The sequence below is a fragment of the Vibrio sp. B1FLJ16 genome (genome assembly GCF_905175385.1).
GTDB lineage: Bacteria > Pseudomonadota > Gammaproteobacteria > Enterobacterales > Vibrionaceae > Vibrio.
In genome coordinates this window covers 177,311-194,613 of record NZ_HG992750.1, presented here as the reverse complement: position 1 = coordinate 194,613, position 17,303 = coordinate 177,311, and the positions used below count along the sequence as shown (strand labels likewise).

The window sequence follows — 17,303 nt, the reverse complement described above, 5'->3', positions numbered from 1 at the left end:
TTTTACAGATTTAAACCTGATCCAACAATCTAGATTTCTTCTGGCGCGATGTCTGTACCACCTAGCGACTGATACAAGGTCACCTGAGTAATGAACTGGTTGTATCGATTCTCAAGCAAAGAGGCTTCGGCGTTTCTGGTATTTTCCTGTGCATCTAAGTAATCCATTATCGACGTTGAACCATACTGATATCGCGCTGCATAGATCTTCTCTGCTGCACTAGTTGCATCATATTGCTCCTGCAAACGCGCAGACTGATACATCAGCTTTTCACGCGCTGACAGTGCGTTTTCAACATCCTGGAATGCGGTATACAGCACCTGACGGTAGTTAGCAATCGCGGTCTGATACTCGACACTGGCTATCGCCTTGTTGTTTTGCATTTCGTTCCACTGCAAAAACGGCAGCGTGATATCTGCGCCTAACGTGCCAAGCGGGTTAGATAACAAATCTTTTAACGCCTCTGAAGATCCACCTAACGCTCCGGTTAACGTCAGCTCAGGTAAATAATCCAGATCGGCGGCATCTTTGTTTGCCAACGCTGACTTCACATCATAAATTGCAGCTTTGACATCCGGTCGACGAATCAACAGATCAGCAGGCACACCAACATTCAGTGACGGAATGCTTCCATCAGGCAGCATGCGAATATTTTCACTCATATTCTGAGGCGGCTGATTGAACAGGATCGCAAAGGCGTTATTCGCTTCTAGCAAACTCTGTTCAAACTCACTCTGCTGCGCTTGCAGGCTCGCCAGTGAACTCTTCGCCTCCAGTACATCAAGCTGATCTACCGCACCCAGCTCATACTGCTTCTGAATGAGATTCAGCGTTTGCTGAGCATCGTTAATGTTGTTTAGACCAAGGTGCAAGCGCTGCTTAAGGTAACCAATTTGCCAGTACAACGAAGCGGTGGTCGCGACTAAGCTTTGCGCGGTGGCTTCGCGATCTTCTTTGCTCGCCATTGCTGCCCATTTTGCCTGATCAATATCTGCAGAAACTTTACCCCACAAATCTAACTCATAACCGACCGATAAATTTGTGCTGTAACTGTCGCTTGATTCGCCGCTATCCAGCCATTTGTTCACTTGTGCAGAAGTGGACGAACTGAAGGTAGGGAACAGATCGTCTTTCGCTAAGCCTAGCTGAAAACGCGCTTTTTTAAGCGTCAGCGTCGCGACTTCCAGATCGTTGTTTTCTTGCAGTACCTTGTTGATGTAACTGGTCAGGCTGGGATCATTAAACGCCAGCCACCACGGGTCAATGTTGACATCACCAGCTATATGAACCTGCTGCCAGTTATTCGGCACATTAACTTCCGGAGCCTGATATTCAGTGCGCATCGTGCTACAACCAGACAGCAAGGCAACGCCTAACGCCACGGCAACAAAGCGAGTTTTGAATTGGGTTGTCTTGGTCATGTTAGTCTCTCGCTAATGCTTCAATCGGGTCTAGTTTTGCAGCGTTGCGTGCCGGTAAAAAGCCAAACGCAATACCAATTAGAGTTGAGCAGATGAATGCCCAGATGATTGAGTTCATCGAGTAGATCATCTGGAAACTGCTGCCTGACGAACTAAACGCAAAGCCAATCAAAAACGCCAGACCAATCCCGGTGATACCACCACACAGACAAACCAATACCGCTTCTATCAAGAACTGCCTGAGGATATCAGCCTGTCTTGCGCCAACCGCCATTCTTACACCAATCTCTTTAGTACGTTCGGTCACTGACACCAACATGATATTCATTACCCCGATACCACCAACGATCAGTGAAATGACCGCAATTGCAGAGATAAGCAAGGTCATGGTTGCCGTCGTTTTCTCGATATTTTGACGAATCGTATCAGTATTGATGGTAAAGAAATCCTGCGTGCCATGACGCATTTTTAGCAAGCTGATAATGCTTTGCTCAGCAGCACTACTTGGGGCTTTCTCATCAATTCGTACGGTGATGCCATTCAGGTGTCTCTGCCCCATCATCCGACCGGACATAGTAGTGTACGGCACCCAGATTTTCAGTGCTTCACTGTTGCCAAAAGCATCGTCTTTCTTCTGCGTAACACCAACAATTCGCACCGGCAGTGAGCCAAGAAAAATCACTTCGCCAATCGGGCTTCGATCAGCGAACATCTCTTTTCTGGTGTTGTCATCAATCACGGCTTCCTGTGCCAGCGAAGCAACGCTGTCTGCATCCCAAAACTGACCCTGTGCGATCTCATAGCCCCGTACCCGGAAGTAATCTTCACCCACGCCTTCAATTGATGCTGATGCATCCTGATTGGCATACCTCACCGTCAAGCTGTTCGATATTGAAGGCGTGACACTGTCAATGAACGGCAAGCTCTTTAATGACTCTGCATCGGCTGCAGTTAAAGTCCGGACTCTTCCGGATCGCCTGTCGCCAAAGCCGCTGCCGGGCCTGATATCAATGGTATTAGTCCCCATCGAGGCAATATTCGATAAGATTTGCTGCTGAGTTCCGTTACCAAGGGCCACCACTGATACCACCGATGCAATACCAATAATAATCCCGAGCATGGTCAGAAACGTACGCATTCGATGACTAGACATAGCCAGCAGCGCCATTTTTAACGCATCGACGAAACTGTCCCACTTCCACCATTTACTGGCGTCTTGCTGTGGTTGTTTGTTTAACTCTGCCTGATCCTTTTTAGCTTCACTGGCGTTATGTTTATCAGCGATGATTTCGCCGTCTTTGATTTCGATAATCCGGTCAGCAAAATTCGCGACGTTCATATCATGAGTCACTAAGATGATGGTATGACCAAGCTGGTGTAGCTCCCTGAGCAGTGCCATCATTTCTTCGCCGCTGTGGCTGTCCAGTGCACCGGTAGGTTCATCCGCCAGAATCACCTCTCCGCCATTCATCAAAGCACGCGCAACACTGACACGCTGCTGCTGACCACCACTTAGCTGACTCGGCTTGTGAGTCAGGCGCTCGCCAAGTCCTAACCGTGTCAACAGCGCTTCAGCACGCTCTTCACGCTGGCGATAAGAAACACCAGCATACACAGCAGGAACCTCTACGTTACCTACTGCCGTTAAATCACTCAGCAAATGGTAGCGCTGAAAGATAAAACCGAAGTACTCACGTCTTAGCTGTGCCAGCTCATCAGACTCAAGGGTTGAGACATCCTGACCATTAATGAAATAGCGACCGCTTGTAGGTTGATCCAGACAGCCTAAGACATTCATCAGTGTCGACTTACCAGAACCAGAGGCACCAACGATAGCGACCATCTCACCGCGCTTAATCTCTAAGTTGATATGATTAAGTACCGTAAGTGACTCATCACCGGAGACAAAGCTTCGGGTTAAGTCCTCTACTTTTAATAGAACCTGACTCATCTTATAACCCCATCGGAGGACCAGGACGTCTGTTACTTGACGAATCACCAGCCATAGCCGAACCTAATACAACCTGATCGCCTTCTTTCAGCCCTGATAGAATTTCAACATTCACTTTGTTGTTAATACCAACCTCAACCGGCTTTTGCACTACCTGACCGTTTTCCAGAACCGGAACCGTATAAGCATTTTTGCCACCAGCTCTCTGCAGAACTTGCGCCGGAATGAGGAGTGTATCCTGAGATTCTTCCAGAACTATCGAGACCTGAGCCGTCATACCAATGCGTAAAATGCCTTCCGGGTTAACCACATCAAACACGGCGTTGTAGTAGATCGCATCACTGTCAGAGATGGTCAAATCGCTGTCATCGCCATCCATAATGGTCGGACCCGGCTCAATTGCACGCAGCGTACCTTGATACTGTTTATTGGGCTGCCCCAGAATTGTAAACACCGCCGTTTGACCACGATGAACAAAAATAACGTCAGCTTCAGAAATCTCAGCCTTTACCGTCATGGTATCTAACTTAGCCAGCTCAATAATGGTTGGAGTAGTCTGGTTAGCGTTGACGGTCTGACCTTCTTCTACAGACGTGTAAACCACTGTACCGTCCATGGGAGCATTGATAGTCGTATAGCCGAGGTCGACGTTAGCACTGTCGACATTGATCTTGGCTTTTTCGATCTCTGCGTCAAGCTGGGCTAATTCTGCTTTATAGATTGCCAGTGACGCTTCTGCATTTTCAAAATCCGATCTTGAGCTTGCTTTCGCCGCTAACATACCTTTTTGGCGCACATATTCGGAGTTCGCCTGCTTGATTTGCGCCTGTTTGGCTTTGTACTGAGCATTGAGACTATTCAGTGATGCTTGTGCTTCTTTTAGGCTATTCTGTTGAGTCAGACTGTCGATCTGAGCAATAAGATCACCCTGTTTTATTTCGTCACCAAGGCTGACGGCTAGGCTTTGTATTTGTCCGGAAACCTGTGCACCAACATTAACCAGCTTAGAGGCCTGCAACATGCCATTAGCTAACACTGCTTTTTCGATGTTTCCTTTACGTACCGTTTCAGTGGCGTACGATGAGGGCTTTTCCGGAGGTTGGAAAAAATACGCTCCAGCCGCACCAGCGAGAATAACGCCACAAAGTACGAGCCATTTTTTCTTGAGTTTCATAAAAGATGTGAAGTAAGTGATCGTGGTTATTTTATACTGGGATTTGATTTGCAGGTACAGGCAACAAGGCGTAAAGATAAGTAAAGTAACGTCAAGATGGCGGAAGTCATCAGCAAAATACCCTACCTAAATTAGCAAGTTAGATGCTTATTCTGTACTAAACTTAGCTAAGGATTGACACAATTAAGACTAAACAGCAGCCATGGAGTATCAAAATGGCTGTGTTCAATTTCAGAGAGCAAACGAGCCCTTACTCAATCAGGAACAAAATAGCTCTAATTGATAAACCTGTCTAAAATCACCGCGAGGAAAATACATGAAACTGTTCAAAGCCGTCATACTCTCCCTACTCGTTGCCTTTACCTCTTTTCATTCCTTCGCCAGCGACAGTGACTGGGACAAAATTGCTGAAAAAATCGTGAGCTTTAAATCTGAAACAGACACGGTAAACCCTCTGACACCATTTGCGAATACTCGCTTCAGCCACATCAAAATCAAATGCACTCAGGGCACGGTGAATCTGAAAAGCATTACCGTAATCATGAAAGACGGTCAGGAGAAGAGCTTCGACAGTTTAGGTGTGCTGACCAATGGCATGTCTTCCCGCAACCTGAGTTTACCGACAAAAGATGAAGCGAAACTGGATAAGATCAAACTGCATTATGAATCGGTAGGTAATACAGCGTTGCAAGTCACAGGCGTGACCAAAAAAGCACATGTGGAGATCTTAGGTAAGAAAGTCGACGACTAGTCGATACCTCTAATTTAAACAGCGGCTCCATGCCGCTGTCTTTGATTGTGCCATAAATAGGCATTTTTTCGAACTCATCCACAGGAATGCCTGCATGATGAAACCCTCTTTCTTACTATCTAATACTCCGACAGACATCAGCCGGAGCAATCACACAATAATATGATATAATCCAACTGCATTTAATAACATCAATATCAGTATTTCATTGAGTTTAATATTTTTGATATATGGGCCCAAATATAAAATATCAAACAACTAAGTTTTTTTAACTTTGATAATCTCTCTCAATTGTTAACTATTGTTATGGAGAAATTCCTTGTCTGGGCTACTTGAATACAAAATAAAAACTCACGATAACTTATCATCAATTATATTAAATATGTATGGAGCTCCATATGGGAGTAAGGATTATCAGATGATACTTACTCACATAATGACACTGAATAAACATATCTCAGACCCTAACAGAATCAAGGCTGGTGACATTATTTGGCTTACCAGTCTGCCAAGCTCAACAAAGTCAACTTCACAGCAAAGTAAATCAAATAGAAACACATCACCTCCTAAAAGCATAGCAAGATCAACCACTTACCCAGCACCTAAGCCTAGCAGCTCTGTGGCTAATAAATATCAAGTATTACCTCCCAAAATTCTCAATCACAACCAGCCGCCAAAATCGATTTCAACTCAAGTTGCACCACAACATGCAGACATGTTCTGGGCATTAGCTTGGTTAGAGAACAATGCCAATATGATTACTATTCCCGGAGGAACCTTAGTGGGAGCAACTGGAAACTTAATGAGTAAAGGGAACATAAAGCTTATTGAAGATATAAATGACCTTTACGCCAGTTATAAAAATGGCAATATTAGCAAAGGGCAATATGATGGACGACGTAAAAAATATCTAGATCTACTTAAGAAAAATATTGGTCCAATGGAAAAGCTATTATTTGGCAATAAAACAACTCATCAATCTATTCGTATAGCTCGAAAAGGAGGGTTACCTGCCAATGCTCATATCGCCAAGCACGCTGAAAAACTAAATAAAATAGCTCATGCATCGAAAGTTGGTGGACACGTATTAGTTGGCGTCGGTTTGACCGCGTCATGCCTTCAAATCGCCAACACACAAGATCAACATGAAAAAAATGAAATTTTTGTTGAATCCATTACGAGCACTCTCGTAGGTATGGGGTCAGGCGCACTAATCGGCATATTTTTAGTTTCTAATCCAATTGGTTGGGGAACCGCACTTGTATTAGCAACCGGTACGACAGCTTTAGGCTATGCAAGCGGTAAAGGAGCTGTACTTCTATATAATAACTTTGGTTCACAACCAAATTTTGTATCAAATACAAACTTGGATACAATATGCAATTGATTTGGAACATTCTTGGCTATCTATTATTTTCAGGACTTTTAGTAATAATTTTCCAAACCGTATTTATAGGGATAATGCATGTTTTAATACCAAAGAACGTCGTGAATCGCTACTTTAAAGCACCTTACTTTAATACTTTTGAACTAGCACTATTTACAGGTTGGCCCTATGCTTTTTTCAGGACATTGATGTTTGTTCGTCTCATTGTTCAACCTAGCTCAGGAAAAAAACGCAAGTTACCTGATATCTCAAGCGAAGTTCCGAGATGGTATCGTCATCTATCCCAATTATTACTTGGAATAATTATCATAAATTCATCCATGTTAGCGATTGTCTTCTCTGTTACAGGCATTTTGATGTTAATGGATTATCTTAACACCTGATAATGTGACTAATACTAGCCCCAGCAATCTTAGACAAACAGTTACACTTTACACAGCGGAGAATAGCCGCTGTGTAACAGCAGGAAGTAATCGTTAAACCAAACCTTTCAGCTTCGCTAATCCATATGCAGCAATAGTGACACTGTCTTTGATTGTGCCATTTATCAGCATCTGCTCGAACTCATCAACTTTGAAAGCTTGGGTGATCAAATCCTCTTCTTCACTGTCGAGCTGATTCCCGACTTCAGTAAGATTGCTAGCGAAGTAAACATGGCATGTCTGATTTAAAAATCCATAAGCGATAAACTGCGGACCAACATACTCCATAGAAGCAGCTAGCATGCCAGTTTCTTCACGTAACTCGCCTGTTGCCAGCTCTAAAGGATCGCTATCAGGGTTTGATTCCCAAGCACCTTGTGGAAGCTCCCAGCAACGCTGACCTATGGTATAGCGATATTGCTGAACCAGATGAATCATGCCGTTATCGATAGCAATAATTACCGCACAATCCGGTTTATCCACCACACCATAGATTCCTTCGGCTCCGCTCCGACGTAATATTTTGTCTTCACGAACGGTCATCCATTTATTTTGGTAGACCACTTTACTATCTAGTTGCTTGATATCCTGCATATTTCCCCTTTAGTCATCCTAGTATTCTCTAACATTTCAGCTCAGCAAAAAACTCCAAATATCTCAATCTTTCATACACTTACCCAAAATTGCGTTCCTGTGTCGTAATTTTAGGATGGTTTGATAGCAAATGCCATTGCGCAGACTGACTTTCATTATTCCAAACTCAGGTTAACTATACTTTGTGTTAAACACCCTCTTCTGGTGTGTTAGACAGGAATGAGGCGTACTGCAATACACCAATAGATTAAACGGAGTACGAAAAATGAACGTCTTATCAATAATTCGATGCTCGATAGTTTTATGCCTGATGAGCTTTTCATTTACGGTTTCACAAGCCTTTGCAAAACCAAACCCTGCCCTTAGTATTTCATCACAAGAAAAACAGTTACTGATGCTGATTAGAAACAATGTGTTTGGCGGAGCAAGACTTGATGCAGCATTTCGTCAAGCGACGCTTAACGGCGAAGTGCCTCCAATTTTCCCTTACGAAATAGAAAATCGCGGTATCATTGTTTGGGAACTGGATCCAGAACAAGTTCAGCTCTTTGCTTCTAGCGTCGGTATATTTCCTTCATATACCCTAGCTAAAGTAGAGCCTCTGGTAGTCAACGACTCGCCCACCAATGTGTCCCAATTTCTGGCTTTTATCGAAAGCAGCGGTTTGAGAAATCTAAAACAACTCCTGTTCCCCAAAAAATTCTATGTCATCGCAGACATAGGCAATACCAGTCGGGCTGAGCAAGGGGCTAAAATAGAGTTTAAGACGTTTGTAAAACGCCCAGGAGCCACAATACAGTTATACCGCTTTGCCAGTTACAAGAGCCACCCAGGAACAGACTTACTACAACTGTTCAACCTATCCCCAGCAAACATTGCAATGGAAGCAACACCACAGAAATGGTCAGGACAACTATCAACAAACGAAGGTAGCCTATCTTGGACGGTAGATCTAAAAGTTAACGGAGCGAATCAACCAAGGGTTAACAAGTTCCAATACTTGTCTCAATGGTATCTGAATGCTAGCGAAAGAGTATTTGGTCCCATGGGGTCATCGGCTCGTTACTATTACGATGGCAGCTCGGTAAGTGCTAAATTTATCGCAACTAAACCTAAAACAATTGAAGTAACAAACTCGTTTGAATGGGGAGAATTTGTCGCCAACAAACCAAATATTTTTATATTCTCAGAGAAAAGTGAGTTTTTAGTTCAACCAATTAGTACTCCTATTCAAGTAACCTCTACTGGCGTTGGCAACTGTACCCAAGTAATGCTCTCAGAAAATGGTTCTGCGTTATTTGCCAACCTCATCGGTTGTGCACTAACCGGAACACCGCCTGAGTCAGTGTTTGCCACTCTATTTACCGTTGCTCAATCACAGCCGCAAGTGTTGTCACCAGCCAATTTACCTACCTTATATTTCGCATTATTAGATTTATATCAGGGGATTGGGGTAATATCTGGCATTGAGAAACCTAAACTCTTTTTCTCGTTGTTGGAATCGCCTAAGACAATATTTATCAACTTTGAAATCGCAGCAAAGAAAGTAAAAGAATTTGAAGACACTTTCCTGCCCGAGCAGTTTAGAATGGCAAAAATGCGCTTTTATCCAGAGCAAAGAAAAGCGGTATATGCTATCTCGTTAAATATATACCAATCGACTGGACAAAACCTGAATGGTTATCGAGCAGAATGGTCGACCTATGTAATTAATCCAGCCGAGGATGATCCCAAGCCTAGGTTTAGCGTTCTAGAAGCACAAACTAACGTCGGTGGGTTTGATCCTATTGTTGCATTAGAACGTTATATTCCTGGAATGGATTTTTCGGATCCCGAAACTCTTGCACAATTAATCGAGCCACCATCGGAGCAGTTTACCTATAGTGAAAGTGCCGAGACGGGCATTCAAGTCAGTTTAGTGGATAGTGAAGAAGATATTGAGCTAGAGGTCGATATAAGTTACCCGCCAGCCTCCCAATTACTTAAAACTAAGCCAACCACAACTTGGATGGAAGCCAATGACTTTGTTTATTGGGGAAAAGTGGCCGACATACTGAAATATGATCGTCAGGTAATGTTTGCTGACCTGTTAGTCTTTGAAGCTAAACCGTCTGACCTTATCCGTGATACGACCTTTGCAGAATATGTTAAGCCAGAACCGCTGCCGATTATCATTTGGAATGGCGCACAAGACATCGCTTTGGAGCCATGGGGAAACCTCGATTCGTTAACAGCGGATGACTAAGTCCAATATAAAAACACCACCGATAGTAGTGGTGGTGTTTTTATATTGAAAGTTATTATTAGGCAATGAGAATATTCTTCAGCTCACTCAAAGATTCGACGGTATAGCTTGGCGAAATTCGCTCATCCACACTTGCACCAGTGGTGTTCAACCAACAGGTCTCAATACCGAAGTTGTTACCGCCCAGAATATCTGAGTGTAGATTATCACCCACCATTAATACACGCGTTTTACACGGGTGGCCCATTTGCTGCATCGCGTATTCGAAAATGCCTAAATCCGGTTTTGCTACGCCAACTTGCTCAGAGATCACTACCTGTTCAAAGAATTCGGTCATGCCCGTGCGCTCAAGACGGATAGACTGTAACTCAGTAAAACCATTGGTAATGATGCCCATTTTTGCTTTACCTTGCAGCGCTTCCATTAGCTCTTTCGCGCCCGGCAGCAAACTACAAATATCGGCCATGGCTTCTAAGAATGCACTGTTTAATTCAGCGGTAGTGGTATTGAGCTTTTCAGCCCATTCGGTAAAACGTTTATGTTTCAGCTCATCCGCTGTTACTTTACCGTCTTGGTAATCTACCCACAGCGGTTTGTTCACCGTTTGGTAGTAAGCATAGTCATGCTCCGTAAAATCTACGCCTTTGCGAGAGAACATCAGCTGCAAACCTTTGAAAGCATCAAAGTGGAACAAGGTTTCGTCAGCATCAAACAGGATCCAATCGTACTTCATTTCATCATCCCAAAATTTAAGGTCGTAATACTGGTGCATAGTCTAGATTGTTTTCTTATGGAAGATAATCACTATAATTGGAAATTAATTGTATCCCTGTAATCAACAATTAGAAGGAACTTGATGTGAATGCGATAGCCTCCCTGCCCGTGTTTGTAGCCGTGGTGGAATGTGGCAGCTTTTCCCTTGCGGCCAAACAGCTCAACCTGACTAAGTCTGCTATCAGCAAACGCATTAATCAGCTGGAAGACGACCTCGGCATCCGCTTACTTAACCGCACAACCCGGAAACTAAGTCTTACCGAAGCGGGACGACGCTATTTTGAATATGCCTCTCAGGCGGTCAATCTCGCCCAGCAAGGTGTCGACGCCGTTACTGAGCTGCAAGGTACGCCACAAGGCAGACTCAAAATCACCGTACCGATGTCGTTTGGTGTGTTGCACATTGCCCCGCTGATAAGCGAGTTTCTTTCCCGCTATCCTAAAATTGAAGTGGACTTAAACCTCGAAGATAAAATGGTCGACTTGGTAAAAGACGGCTTTGATTTGGGTATTCGGATCGGAGAGTTAGCCTCATCCAATTTGGTCGCCAAGCGTCTGGCGCCTTGTAAAAGCATACTCTGCGCGTCGCCCGACTATCTCTCCCAGCATGGTTCACCACAAAAACCGGGGGATTTAGTTACGCATAACTGCCTACTCTATTCTTACTTCCGAGGCGGCGTCGAATGGGTGTTCCAGAACAATGGAACAGAATACAGGGTACTGCCAAAAGGTAATTTTGTGGTAAATAACAGCGAAGCCATTCGGCAACTTCTCCTGCGGGGTTCAGGCATCGCGCAATTGCCGACATTTATCGCATCAAGAGATGTTGCGGCTGGCAATCTAATGGTGGTACTGCAAGACTACGCATTACCGGAACACGCTATTTACGCAGTTTTCCCGGAAAGAAAACATATGCCATTAAAAGTTAGGGTATTTATTGACTTTATCAGTGAGAAACTGGGCACTGATATGCCCTATTGGGATCGCTAAACAAGGTTTACGCTAACCTATTCATCAGCACTGAAGTTTCAAATCTAGTGCGCTGTTCTGATATAGTAGGAGCAACGCTCAGAAGTTAGAAAAAGCATTAAGAATTAAAGATAAAGCAAAGACTAAAAACAGCTGAAGTTGTCTTTGAAAAATGGGGTAATAAGAAAGTATGGTTACGTCGCGCTCTAAAGCTTCGACTCATAAACAACAAGAAGTGCAACGCATTATGGGTTCCTTGTCCAAAGCCATTGCCCAGCACAAGCTTAAGCCAGGCCAACGCCTTGTTGAAGCTCAAATCGTTGCGGCATTGGATGCGAATCGAAACCATGTCCAGACAGCGCTACAACGCTTGGCACTGCAGCACATCGTGACCATAGAGCCAAACCGAGGGGCTTTGGTTTCACAACCAAGTGAAGAAGAAGCCCGAGAAGTATTCGCTGCAAGGCGAGTGATTGAAAGAGGCATTGTTGAAAGCATTTCACCTCAAACCATTGAAGAGCGCTGGTCAGAGATAGAAGCACATATGCTCGCAGAGCAAGAGGCGATTAAAACCAATGACCGCCGCGCCATTGTCAGTGCATTAACCAAGTTTCATCGAATGCTCGCAGATATGTGTGGAAACCGAATATTGATCGAGATGTTCGACAACCTGATGGTCCGCAGTTCACTGATCGTCGCCCTGTACCAACGCAACGACGTACCGTCATGTCAGCATGACGAACACCAATCGCTCATTGACGCATTAAAGTCCGGCAATACTGAGCAAGCAACTTCAGTCATGATCGCTCATTTAGACCACTTAGAGGCCGAACTGGTATTGAGTAGCGGCAAAGATCAGGAACTGGAGCTCAACGAAGCGCTTCGTGGTTAGTTGTTCTTAGTACTTAAAAATAAAGGGAAGGTAACACCTTCCCTTTTTCTATATAGATCGAAATCAAGCTGTTATTAGCTCGCTATCGTGTCTGTAACTGTAGACTGAGGGGGCTTTAGCATCGCCTTCTGGTGAGTAAAGGTCACTACTCCGCGCTTAAGCCCCATCCCCGGCGCTTGAATGGTCCCCACCACTTCCGCTTTAGATCTGGCATCAAAAAACACTACATCCGCTACTTTTCCTACCCCAATTCCATAATCAGCTAAGCCCATGATTTTGGCCGACTCAGCAGAAATCCATTCAAAGCACTGACTAAGCTCATTCGGGGTACCCAGCTGCGCTATGTTTGCGTATAAATTTGCCTGCCTGACCTGGGATGCATCTCCGTAGGGGGTAAATGGGTTCTCAATATTATTGCTTGAAACAGAACAACAGACACCATGAGCACTCAATGGCAAAAGCGGAGCAACCCCTCTTGGCACTAAATGATCATACTCTCTTCCATTCAAAAACAAGTCCGTGCTCGGCAGAGCCGTTAGTCGCACACCAGCACTTGCCATTTCCTTCGCCACCTCCGCCAGAGAATCAGGCTTTAGTGCGGAGAGTTTGGTTACATGTCCGACAGTAACACGCTGTTGATATCCGAACTCTCTAGTCATCTCCATTACATAAGGTAACGACATTCTTGAGCTGTCCAGATCAAAGTCGAGATGAAAATCCAAATCAACATCGTACTTGGCAGCCAAAGCAAATAACGTTTTAATTTGCTGCTCAGGATCAGAGTCTGTGTAGGGACACCCTCCCAATAGGTCTGCCCCCTGTTCGAGTGCCGAGACTAACAGCTCGTAGGTACCCGGATTATTGTGTAGCCCTTCCTGAGGAAAAACGCATATTTCAAGTGTAATTGACCAAGCGTAGTCTTCTTTTAACTGCTTAATCGCATCAAAACCTCTCAATCCGATGACCGGATCAATTTCCACATGCGTTCGCATGTAGCTCGTGCCTTGTGTGATCGCTTGTTCCAGTACTCGCTTTCCTCGCTGATACACATCATCGTAAGTGAATGCTTGCTTCAGCGCAGCGGTCTGTTCAATCGCTTCTTTGAGTGTTCCCTGGTGTAACTGACAACGTGAGACGGTACACGCTTTATCAAGATGGACATGAGTCTCTATTAGCCCCGGAAGCATCAGTTTTCCGTTAGCATCAATCACGTTATCTACTTTCAAACCAGAAACGTCGACTTCATCTTGAGACAGAAACTGAATAAAATATCCCTGCTTTATCAGCGCAGTATGTAAAGCATCTTGTCCTTCTAAACGGAAGTTAATCACCGCGGTATCTGCTTTCATTAACCTGCCCCCATGTATGCTTTTTCTAATTCAGAATCGGACAATAGCTGCTCCGCAGTGCCTGATTGCACGACTTTCCCGGTTTCGAGAACGTAGGCACGATCGGCAATCTGTAACGCTAAGTTAGCCATTTGATCGACTAACAGAATGGTGACTCCGTCATCACGAAGCTGCGCCAGTGCATCATACAGTTCACCGATCATAGAAGGAGCTAAGCCAAGTGAAGGTTCATCCAACAGCAAAATTCTCGGCTTGGCCATAAGGGCGCGGCCGACAGCAACCATCTGCTGTTCACCACCAGACAGCAGTCCTGCTGGGCTGTCGATTCTGTCCCGTAAGCGAGGAAAACGCTGCAAAATAGCTTCAATTTCAGACTCAGGATCGAGATTGTCCTGTCTTGAGTAAGCCCCCATCAGTAGGTTGTCTTTCACGGACAATTCACCAAATAACTGACGACCTTCCGGCACCAATGCTAAGCCGCGTTTAGCGATTTGATTGGCATTAAGCTCATGAATATAGCTATCGTCTAAGCCGATGGTTCCTGCTCCCGCTTTTTTCAGACCAGCCATCGCTTGCAAGATGCTGCTTTTACCAGCGCCATTCGCCCCTAAAATCGCCACACACTCGCCCGGATTGACTTCAACATCGACACCTTCAACCACAGGTGACGCGCCATAATCTATGGTCAAGCCTTTGGTGAACAGTACTGACTCTCTGGTGGCTCGCCATTTTTCAGCTCGTTGCGGAGCCTCATAATTGGTCGCGCCAAGATAGGCAGCAATGACCTTCTCATTGTTCTGAATCTGTTTAGGTTCACCCAACGCGATCGGTTTTCCAGCGTCTAACACCAGAATTTGGTCACTCACCCCCATCACGAGTTTCATGTCATGTTCAACCAGAATGACCGCAATACCAAAGCCTGCAATGGACTTGATAAGCCCAGCCAGCTGATCGGTATCTTCACGGCTTAACCCCGCGGCAGGTTCATCCAGCAGCAGAACCCAGGGACAGGTCGCTAGTGAACGAGCTATTTCAACCAGACGTCGGTCAACATGAGGTAAATCCTGAGCCGGAGTGTTAATCGAACCTCGATAACCCACCAGCGCAAGCAGGTTTAAGGTAAGTTCGCGTTGCCCCGCTTGTTCGGCGTAAAACGGATGCCCGATGCTGCCTTGTTGCATTGCCGCGAGGAGATTTTCCAACACCGACATACTGTCAAACAACTGGCTGGTTTGGTAAGTACGGGAAATGCCACAACGAGCAATTTTATGCGCACTCAGGCCAGCCAACTCTTGATTGAGCTGCACACTACCTTGATCCGGTTTGTAGAAACCACTGATCATATTGAGTACCGTTGTCTTACCAGCACCATTTGGACCAATAATACTGGTGACTTTACCCAGAGGCGCTTCAAAGCTGACGCCTTGTGCCGCAGCAACACCACCAAAGCTGATACTGATATCGTCGACCAATAAGCCACTGACTCCGTTATCAGCTCGGTCATAAAATGTACCAATCAGGTGACGATTCACTGATTTAGGTGGCAGTTGTGTTGCAGTACGGCGAAACTTCGCGCTGATCTCACCAAGTAGTCCTCTAGGTGCACCCCAAAGTACGGCAAGTAAAAGTACTGCGAAGATAAGCAGACGGTACTCTGCCAGCGGAGCAAGAAGTTCTGGCAACAAAACGACAATCGCTGCACCAATGACGGGGCCCCACAGTGTGCCCACCCCACCAAGGATCACCACCAAAACGAACAAAATCGACTGAGTAAAAGGAAAAGTACTTGGGCTGATATACATCATCAGCGGTGGGATCATGGCGCCAGCAAGACCGGCGAACAGCGCCGAGATGGCAAAGGCGAGCGTTTGTGTCTGCACTGGATTAAAACCAAGCGAACGTGCTGCGATCGGGCTCGATTTTACCGCTCGCATTGCTTTTCCCCATCCGCTCGAATAGAGATGTTGGTAGACCAGTAAAGACACTCCTAAAATCGTCACGCCGATCAATGCAAGTAATCGCTCTGCTTCCAAATCACCGAGTTCAGGCATAGGGATGCCCATTAAGCCGTTGGCTCCCCCGGTAACATCACGCCACTCCATCAGGCCATGATGAACCACAAAAGCAAAAGCGATAGTGATCATAGCTAAATAAGGGCCACTCACACGCATGGCCGGTATCGCTAACAAGGCGCCAATAACACCACAAACCAAAGCGGCAGACAGCACGGCTAATCCAAACGGCACATCATTTAATAGCAGGAGCGCACTGATGTAAGCGCCTATGGCATAAAAGGCAATGTGGCCAAAACTTATCTGGCCGCTCATACCCATTAAAATGTTCAGTCCGACGCCTACTAAAGCAGTGATGACACATAAGGTAAACACCAATAGCGAGTAACTGTCGAGTAAGAAACACAAGAGCGAACCTACTAACGTGGCGACTGCGACTAATAACCACGATTTTGTTCCTGTCATACTCATACTTTGATCTCCTGGCCTCTGACAAACAATCCATTAGGTTTCACAGCCAGGGCAAAAATGACGAGAGTAAAGGTGATTATCTGTGTAAATGCAGAGCCAAGATAAACAGTGACAATTGCTTCTACCAAGCCAAAAATAATCCCGGCGGTAAACACGCCAGAAGCACTGGTAATGCCGCCCAAAATCGCGACCGCAAATGCTTTCAGGCCAAACAAGGTTCCCATATCCGAATGAACGGCATACAAAGGGGCGATCAAAATTCCGGCAATGGCTGCAAGCACGGTGGACACCGCAAAACTTGCTGCAACCACGCGGCCAACATTAATACCCATTAGCTGTGCTGAGTTCGGGTTTTGCACACAAGCCTGCAGTACTTTCCCCAAGCGGGTATGACGCACGGCAAAGGCAAGCAGCAAAGCGATAATGACACCAACGACAGGAATGATGATTTGTAAGGCATAAACACCACTACCAAACAAATCAACGCTGGTCGTCGCAAATGCATTGCTGAACTGGCGAGGCTCTTTACCAAATGTAAACATGACGGCGTTATCAATCAGAATGCCTCCCGCCACAGTCGCCATCAGCCAGGCGTCCGATCCTTTACTGGCAAACGGACGGACGAGGAATCTTTCAATAACCAGACCGTATAGCGCACTCAACATCAAGGTGACACAAAACGCTATCCAGTAGGGCATTCCCCAAGTGATACACAAGGTATACGACAGTACCGCTCCGAGCATCATAGCGCTGCCCTGAGAAAAGTTGACCGTCTTACTAACGATGTAAGTGATATGAAACCCGAGAGCAAGGAGAGCATACATGCTTCCCAAACCTAGCCCGGTAATGACTGCAGCGGTTAACATTGTTTCACGCTCTCCTTATCATTGA

Annotated in this window: 14 protein-coding genes and 1 pseudogene; 6 read left to right on the top strand and 9 right to left on the bottom strand. The window is 45.4% G+C overall.

Annotated elements, in window-relative coordinates; genetic code table 11:
- Positions 1-29: 29 nt before the first annotated feature.
- From KHN79_RS14995 to macA, 3 genes are read right to left on the bottom strand one after another with little or no spacing between them, the layout of a single operon-like run.
- The gene (locus KHN79_RS14995; RefSeq protein ID WP_182010260.1) at positions 30-1,421 is read right to left on the bottom strand and encodes an efflux transporter outer membrane subunit; all 1,392 of its coding nucleotides are present in this window, start codon (positions 1,419-1,421) and stop codon (positions 30-32) included.
- 1 nt (position 1,422) lies between these two features.
- Positions 1,423-3,372, bottom strand: coding sequence for a MacB family efflux pump subunit (locus tag KHN79_RS14990; protein ID WP_182010261.1), 1,950 nt, complete (start codon positions 3,370-3,372; stop codon positions 1,423-1,425).
- 1 nt (position 3,373) lies between these two features.
- Complete coding sequence (gene macA, locus KHN79_RS14985; RefSeq protein WP_182010262.1) at positions 3,374-4,546, bottom strand: macrolide transporter subunit MacA; 1,173 nt, start codon at positions 4,544-4,546, stop codon at positions 3,374-3,376.
- Positions 4,547-4,862: 316 nt separating this feature from the next.
- Between macA and KHN79_RS14980 the strand changes: the two genes are divergently transcribed.
- The 3 genes from KHN79_RS14980 to KHN79_RS14970 all read left to right on the top strand — a co-directional run bounded on the left by KHN79_RS14980 (position 4,863) and on the right by KHN79_RS14970 (position 7,067).
- Positions 4,863-5,297, top strand: a complete 435-nt coding sequence (locus KHN79_RS14980; RefSeq protein ID WP_182010263.1) for a hypothetical protein — start codon at positions 4,863-4,865, stop codon at positions 5,295-5,297.
- Positions 5,298-5,616: 319 nt separating this feature from the next.
- Entirely contained in the window at positions 5,617-6,684 is a 1,068-nt protein-coding gene (locus KHN79_RS14975; RefSeq protein ID WP_244812733.1) for a LysM peptidoglycan-binding domain-containing protein, read from the top strand.
- Positions 6,675-7,067: a hypothetical protein gene (locus KHN79_RS14970; protein ID WP_182010264.1), complete on the top strand. Its 393-nt coding sequence runs from the start codon at positions 6,675-6,677 to the stop codon at positions 7,065-7,067. Before KHN79_RS14975 ends, KHN79_RS14970 begins: the two co-directional genes overlap by 10 nt.
- A gap of 93 nt (positions 7,068-7,160) precedes the next feature.
- Here KHN79_RS14970 and KHN79_RS14965 read toward each other — a convergent pair whose 3' ends face one another.
- Positions 7,161-7,700 (bottom strand): NUDIX hydrolase, encoded by a 540-nt coding sequence (locus tag KHN79_RS14965; RefSeq protein WP_182010265.1) that lies wholly within the window; start codon positions 7,698-7,700, stop codon positions 7,161-7,163.
- A 265-nt stretch (positions 7,701-7,965) separates the two neighbouring features.
- Between KHN79_RS14965 and KHN79_RS14960 the strand changes: the two genes are divergently transcribed.
- Positions 7,966-9,945: a hypothetical protein gene (locus tag KHN79_RS14960; protein WP_182010266.1), complete on the top strand. Its 1,980-nt coding sequence runs from the start codon at positions 7,966-7,968 to the stop codon at positions 9,943-9,945.
- A 58-nt stretch (positions 9,946-10,003) separates the two neighbouring features.
- Here the strand turns inward: KHN79_RS14960 and yjjG are convergent, their stop codons facing one another.
- Positions 10,004-10,678, bottom strand: coding sequence for a pyrimidine 5'-nucleotidase (yjjG, locus tag KHN79_RS14955; RefSeq protein WP_182010267.1), 675 nt, complete (start codon positions 10,676-10,678; stop codon positions 10,004-10,006).
- A 125-nt stretch (positions 10,679-10,803) separates the two neighbouring features.
- Here yjjG and KHN79_RS14950 point away from each other — a divergent pair, with 125 nt between their 5' ends.
- Complete coding sequence (locus KHN79_RS14950; protein WP_182010268.1) at positions 10,804-11,709, top strand: LysR family transcriptional regulator; 906 nt, start codon at positions 10,804-10,806, stop codon at positions 11,707-11,709.
- Between the two features lie 169 nt (positions 11,710-11,878).
- Positions 11,879-12,580: a GntR family transcriptional regulator gene (locus tag KHN79_RS14945; protein WP_182010269.1), complete on the top strand. Its 702-nt coding sequence runs from the start codon at positions 11,879-11,881 to the stop codon at positions 12,578-12,580.
- Positions 12,581-12,654: 74 nt separating this feature from the next.
- On the opposite strand, the gene KHN79_RS14940 is transcribed toward KHN79_RS14945, so the two are convergent.
- From KHN79_RS14940 to KHN79_RS14930, 4 genes and pseudogenes are all read right to left on the bottom strand, one after another.
- Positions 12,655-13,929 carry an amidohydrolase family protein gene (locus KHN79_RS14940; protein WP_182010270.1) on the bottom strand — a complete coding sequence of 425 codons (1,275 nt, stop codon included), beginning with the start codon at positions 13,927-13,929 and terminating at the stop codon, positions 12,655-12,657.
- Positions 13,929-14,633: an ABC transporter ATP-binding protein gene (locus KHN79_RS21810; RefSeq protein ID WP_310648668.1), complete on the bottom strand. Its 705-nt coding sequence runs from the start codon at positions 14,631-14,633 to the stop codon at positions 13,929-13,931. Before KHN79_RS21810 ends, KHN79_RS14940 begins: the two co-directional genes overlap by 1 nt.
- Before the next feature lie 64 nt (positions 14,634-14,697).
- A pseudogene (locus KHN79_RS14935) lies at positions 14,698-16,406 on the bottom strand (branched-chain amino acid ABC transporter ATP-binding protein/permease); the annotation flags it as partial.
- Between the two features lie 2 nt (positions 16,407-16,408).
- On the bottom strand, positions 16,409-17,278 hold the full coding sequence (locus tag KHN79_RS14930) for a branched-chain amino acid ABC transporter permease (protein WP_182010272.1): 870 nt from the start codon (positions 17,276-17,278) through the stop codon (positions 16,409-16,411).
- Positions 17,279-17,303: the final 25 nt, after the last annotated feature.

Bases quoted from the DNA above. Each gene is read 5' to 3' on its own strand.
- KHN79_RS14995 (WP_182010260.1), bottom strand. From the start codon at position 1,421: ATGACCAAGACAACCCAATTCAAAACTCGCTTTGTTGCCGTGGCGTTA.
- KHN79_RS14990 (WP_182010261.1), bottom strand. From the start codon at position 3,372: ATGAGTCAGGTTCTATTAAAAGTAGAGGACTTAACCCGAAGCTTTGTC.
- macA (WP_182010262.1), bottom strand. From the start codon at position 4,546: ATGAAACTCAAGAAAAAATGGCTCGTACTTTGTGGCGTTATTCTCGCT.
- KHN79_RS14980 (WP_182010263.1), top strand. From the start codon at position 4,863: ATGAAACTGTTCAAAGCCGTCATACTCTCCCTACTCGTTGCCTTTACC.
- KHN79_RS14970 (WP_182010264.1), top strand. From the start codon at position 6,675: ATGCAATTGATTTGGAACATTCTTGGCTATCTATTATTTTCAGGACTT.
- KHN79_RS14965 (WP_182010265.1), bottom strand. From the start codon at position 7,700: ATGCAGGATATCAAGCAACTAGATAGTAAAGTGGTCTACCAAAATAAA.
- KHN79_RS14960 (WP_182010266.1), top strand. From the start codon at position 7,966: ATGAACGTCTTATCAATAATTCGATGCTCGATAGTTTTATGCCTGATG.
- yjjG (WP_182010267.1), bottom strand. From the start codon at position 10,678: ATGAAGTACGATTGGATCCTGTTTGATGCTGACGAAACCTTGTTCCAC.
- KHN79_RS14945 (WP_182010269.1), top strand. From the start codon at position 11,879: ATGGTTACGTCGCGCTCTAAAGCTTCGACTCATAAACAACAAGAAGTG.
- KHN79_RS14940 (WP_182010270.1), bottom strand. From the start codon at position 13,929: ATGAAAGCAGATACCGCGGTGATTAACTTCCGTTTAGAAGGACAAGAT.
- KHN79_RS14930 (WP_182010272.1), bottom strand. From the start codon at position 17,278: ATGTTAACCGCTGCAGTCATTACCGGGCTAGGTTTGGGAAGCATGTAT.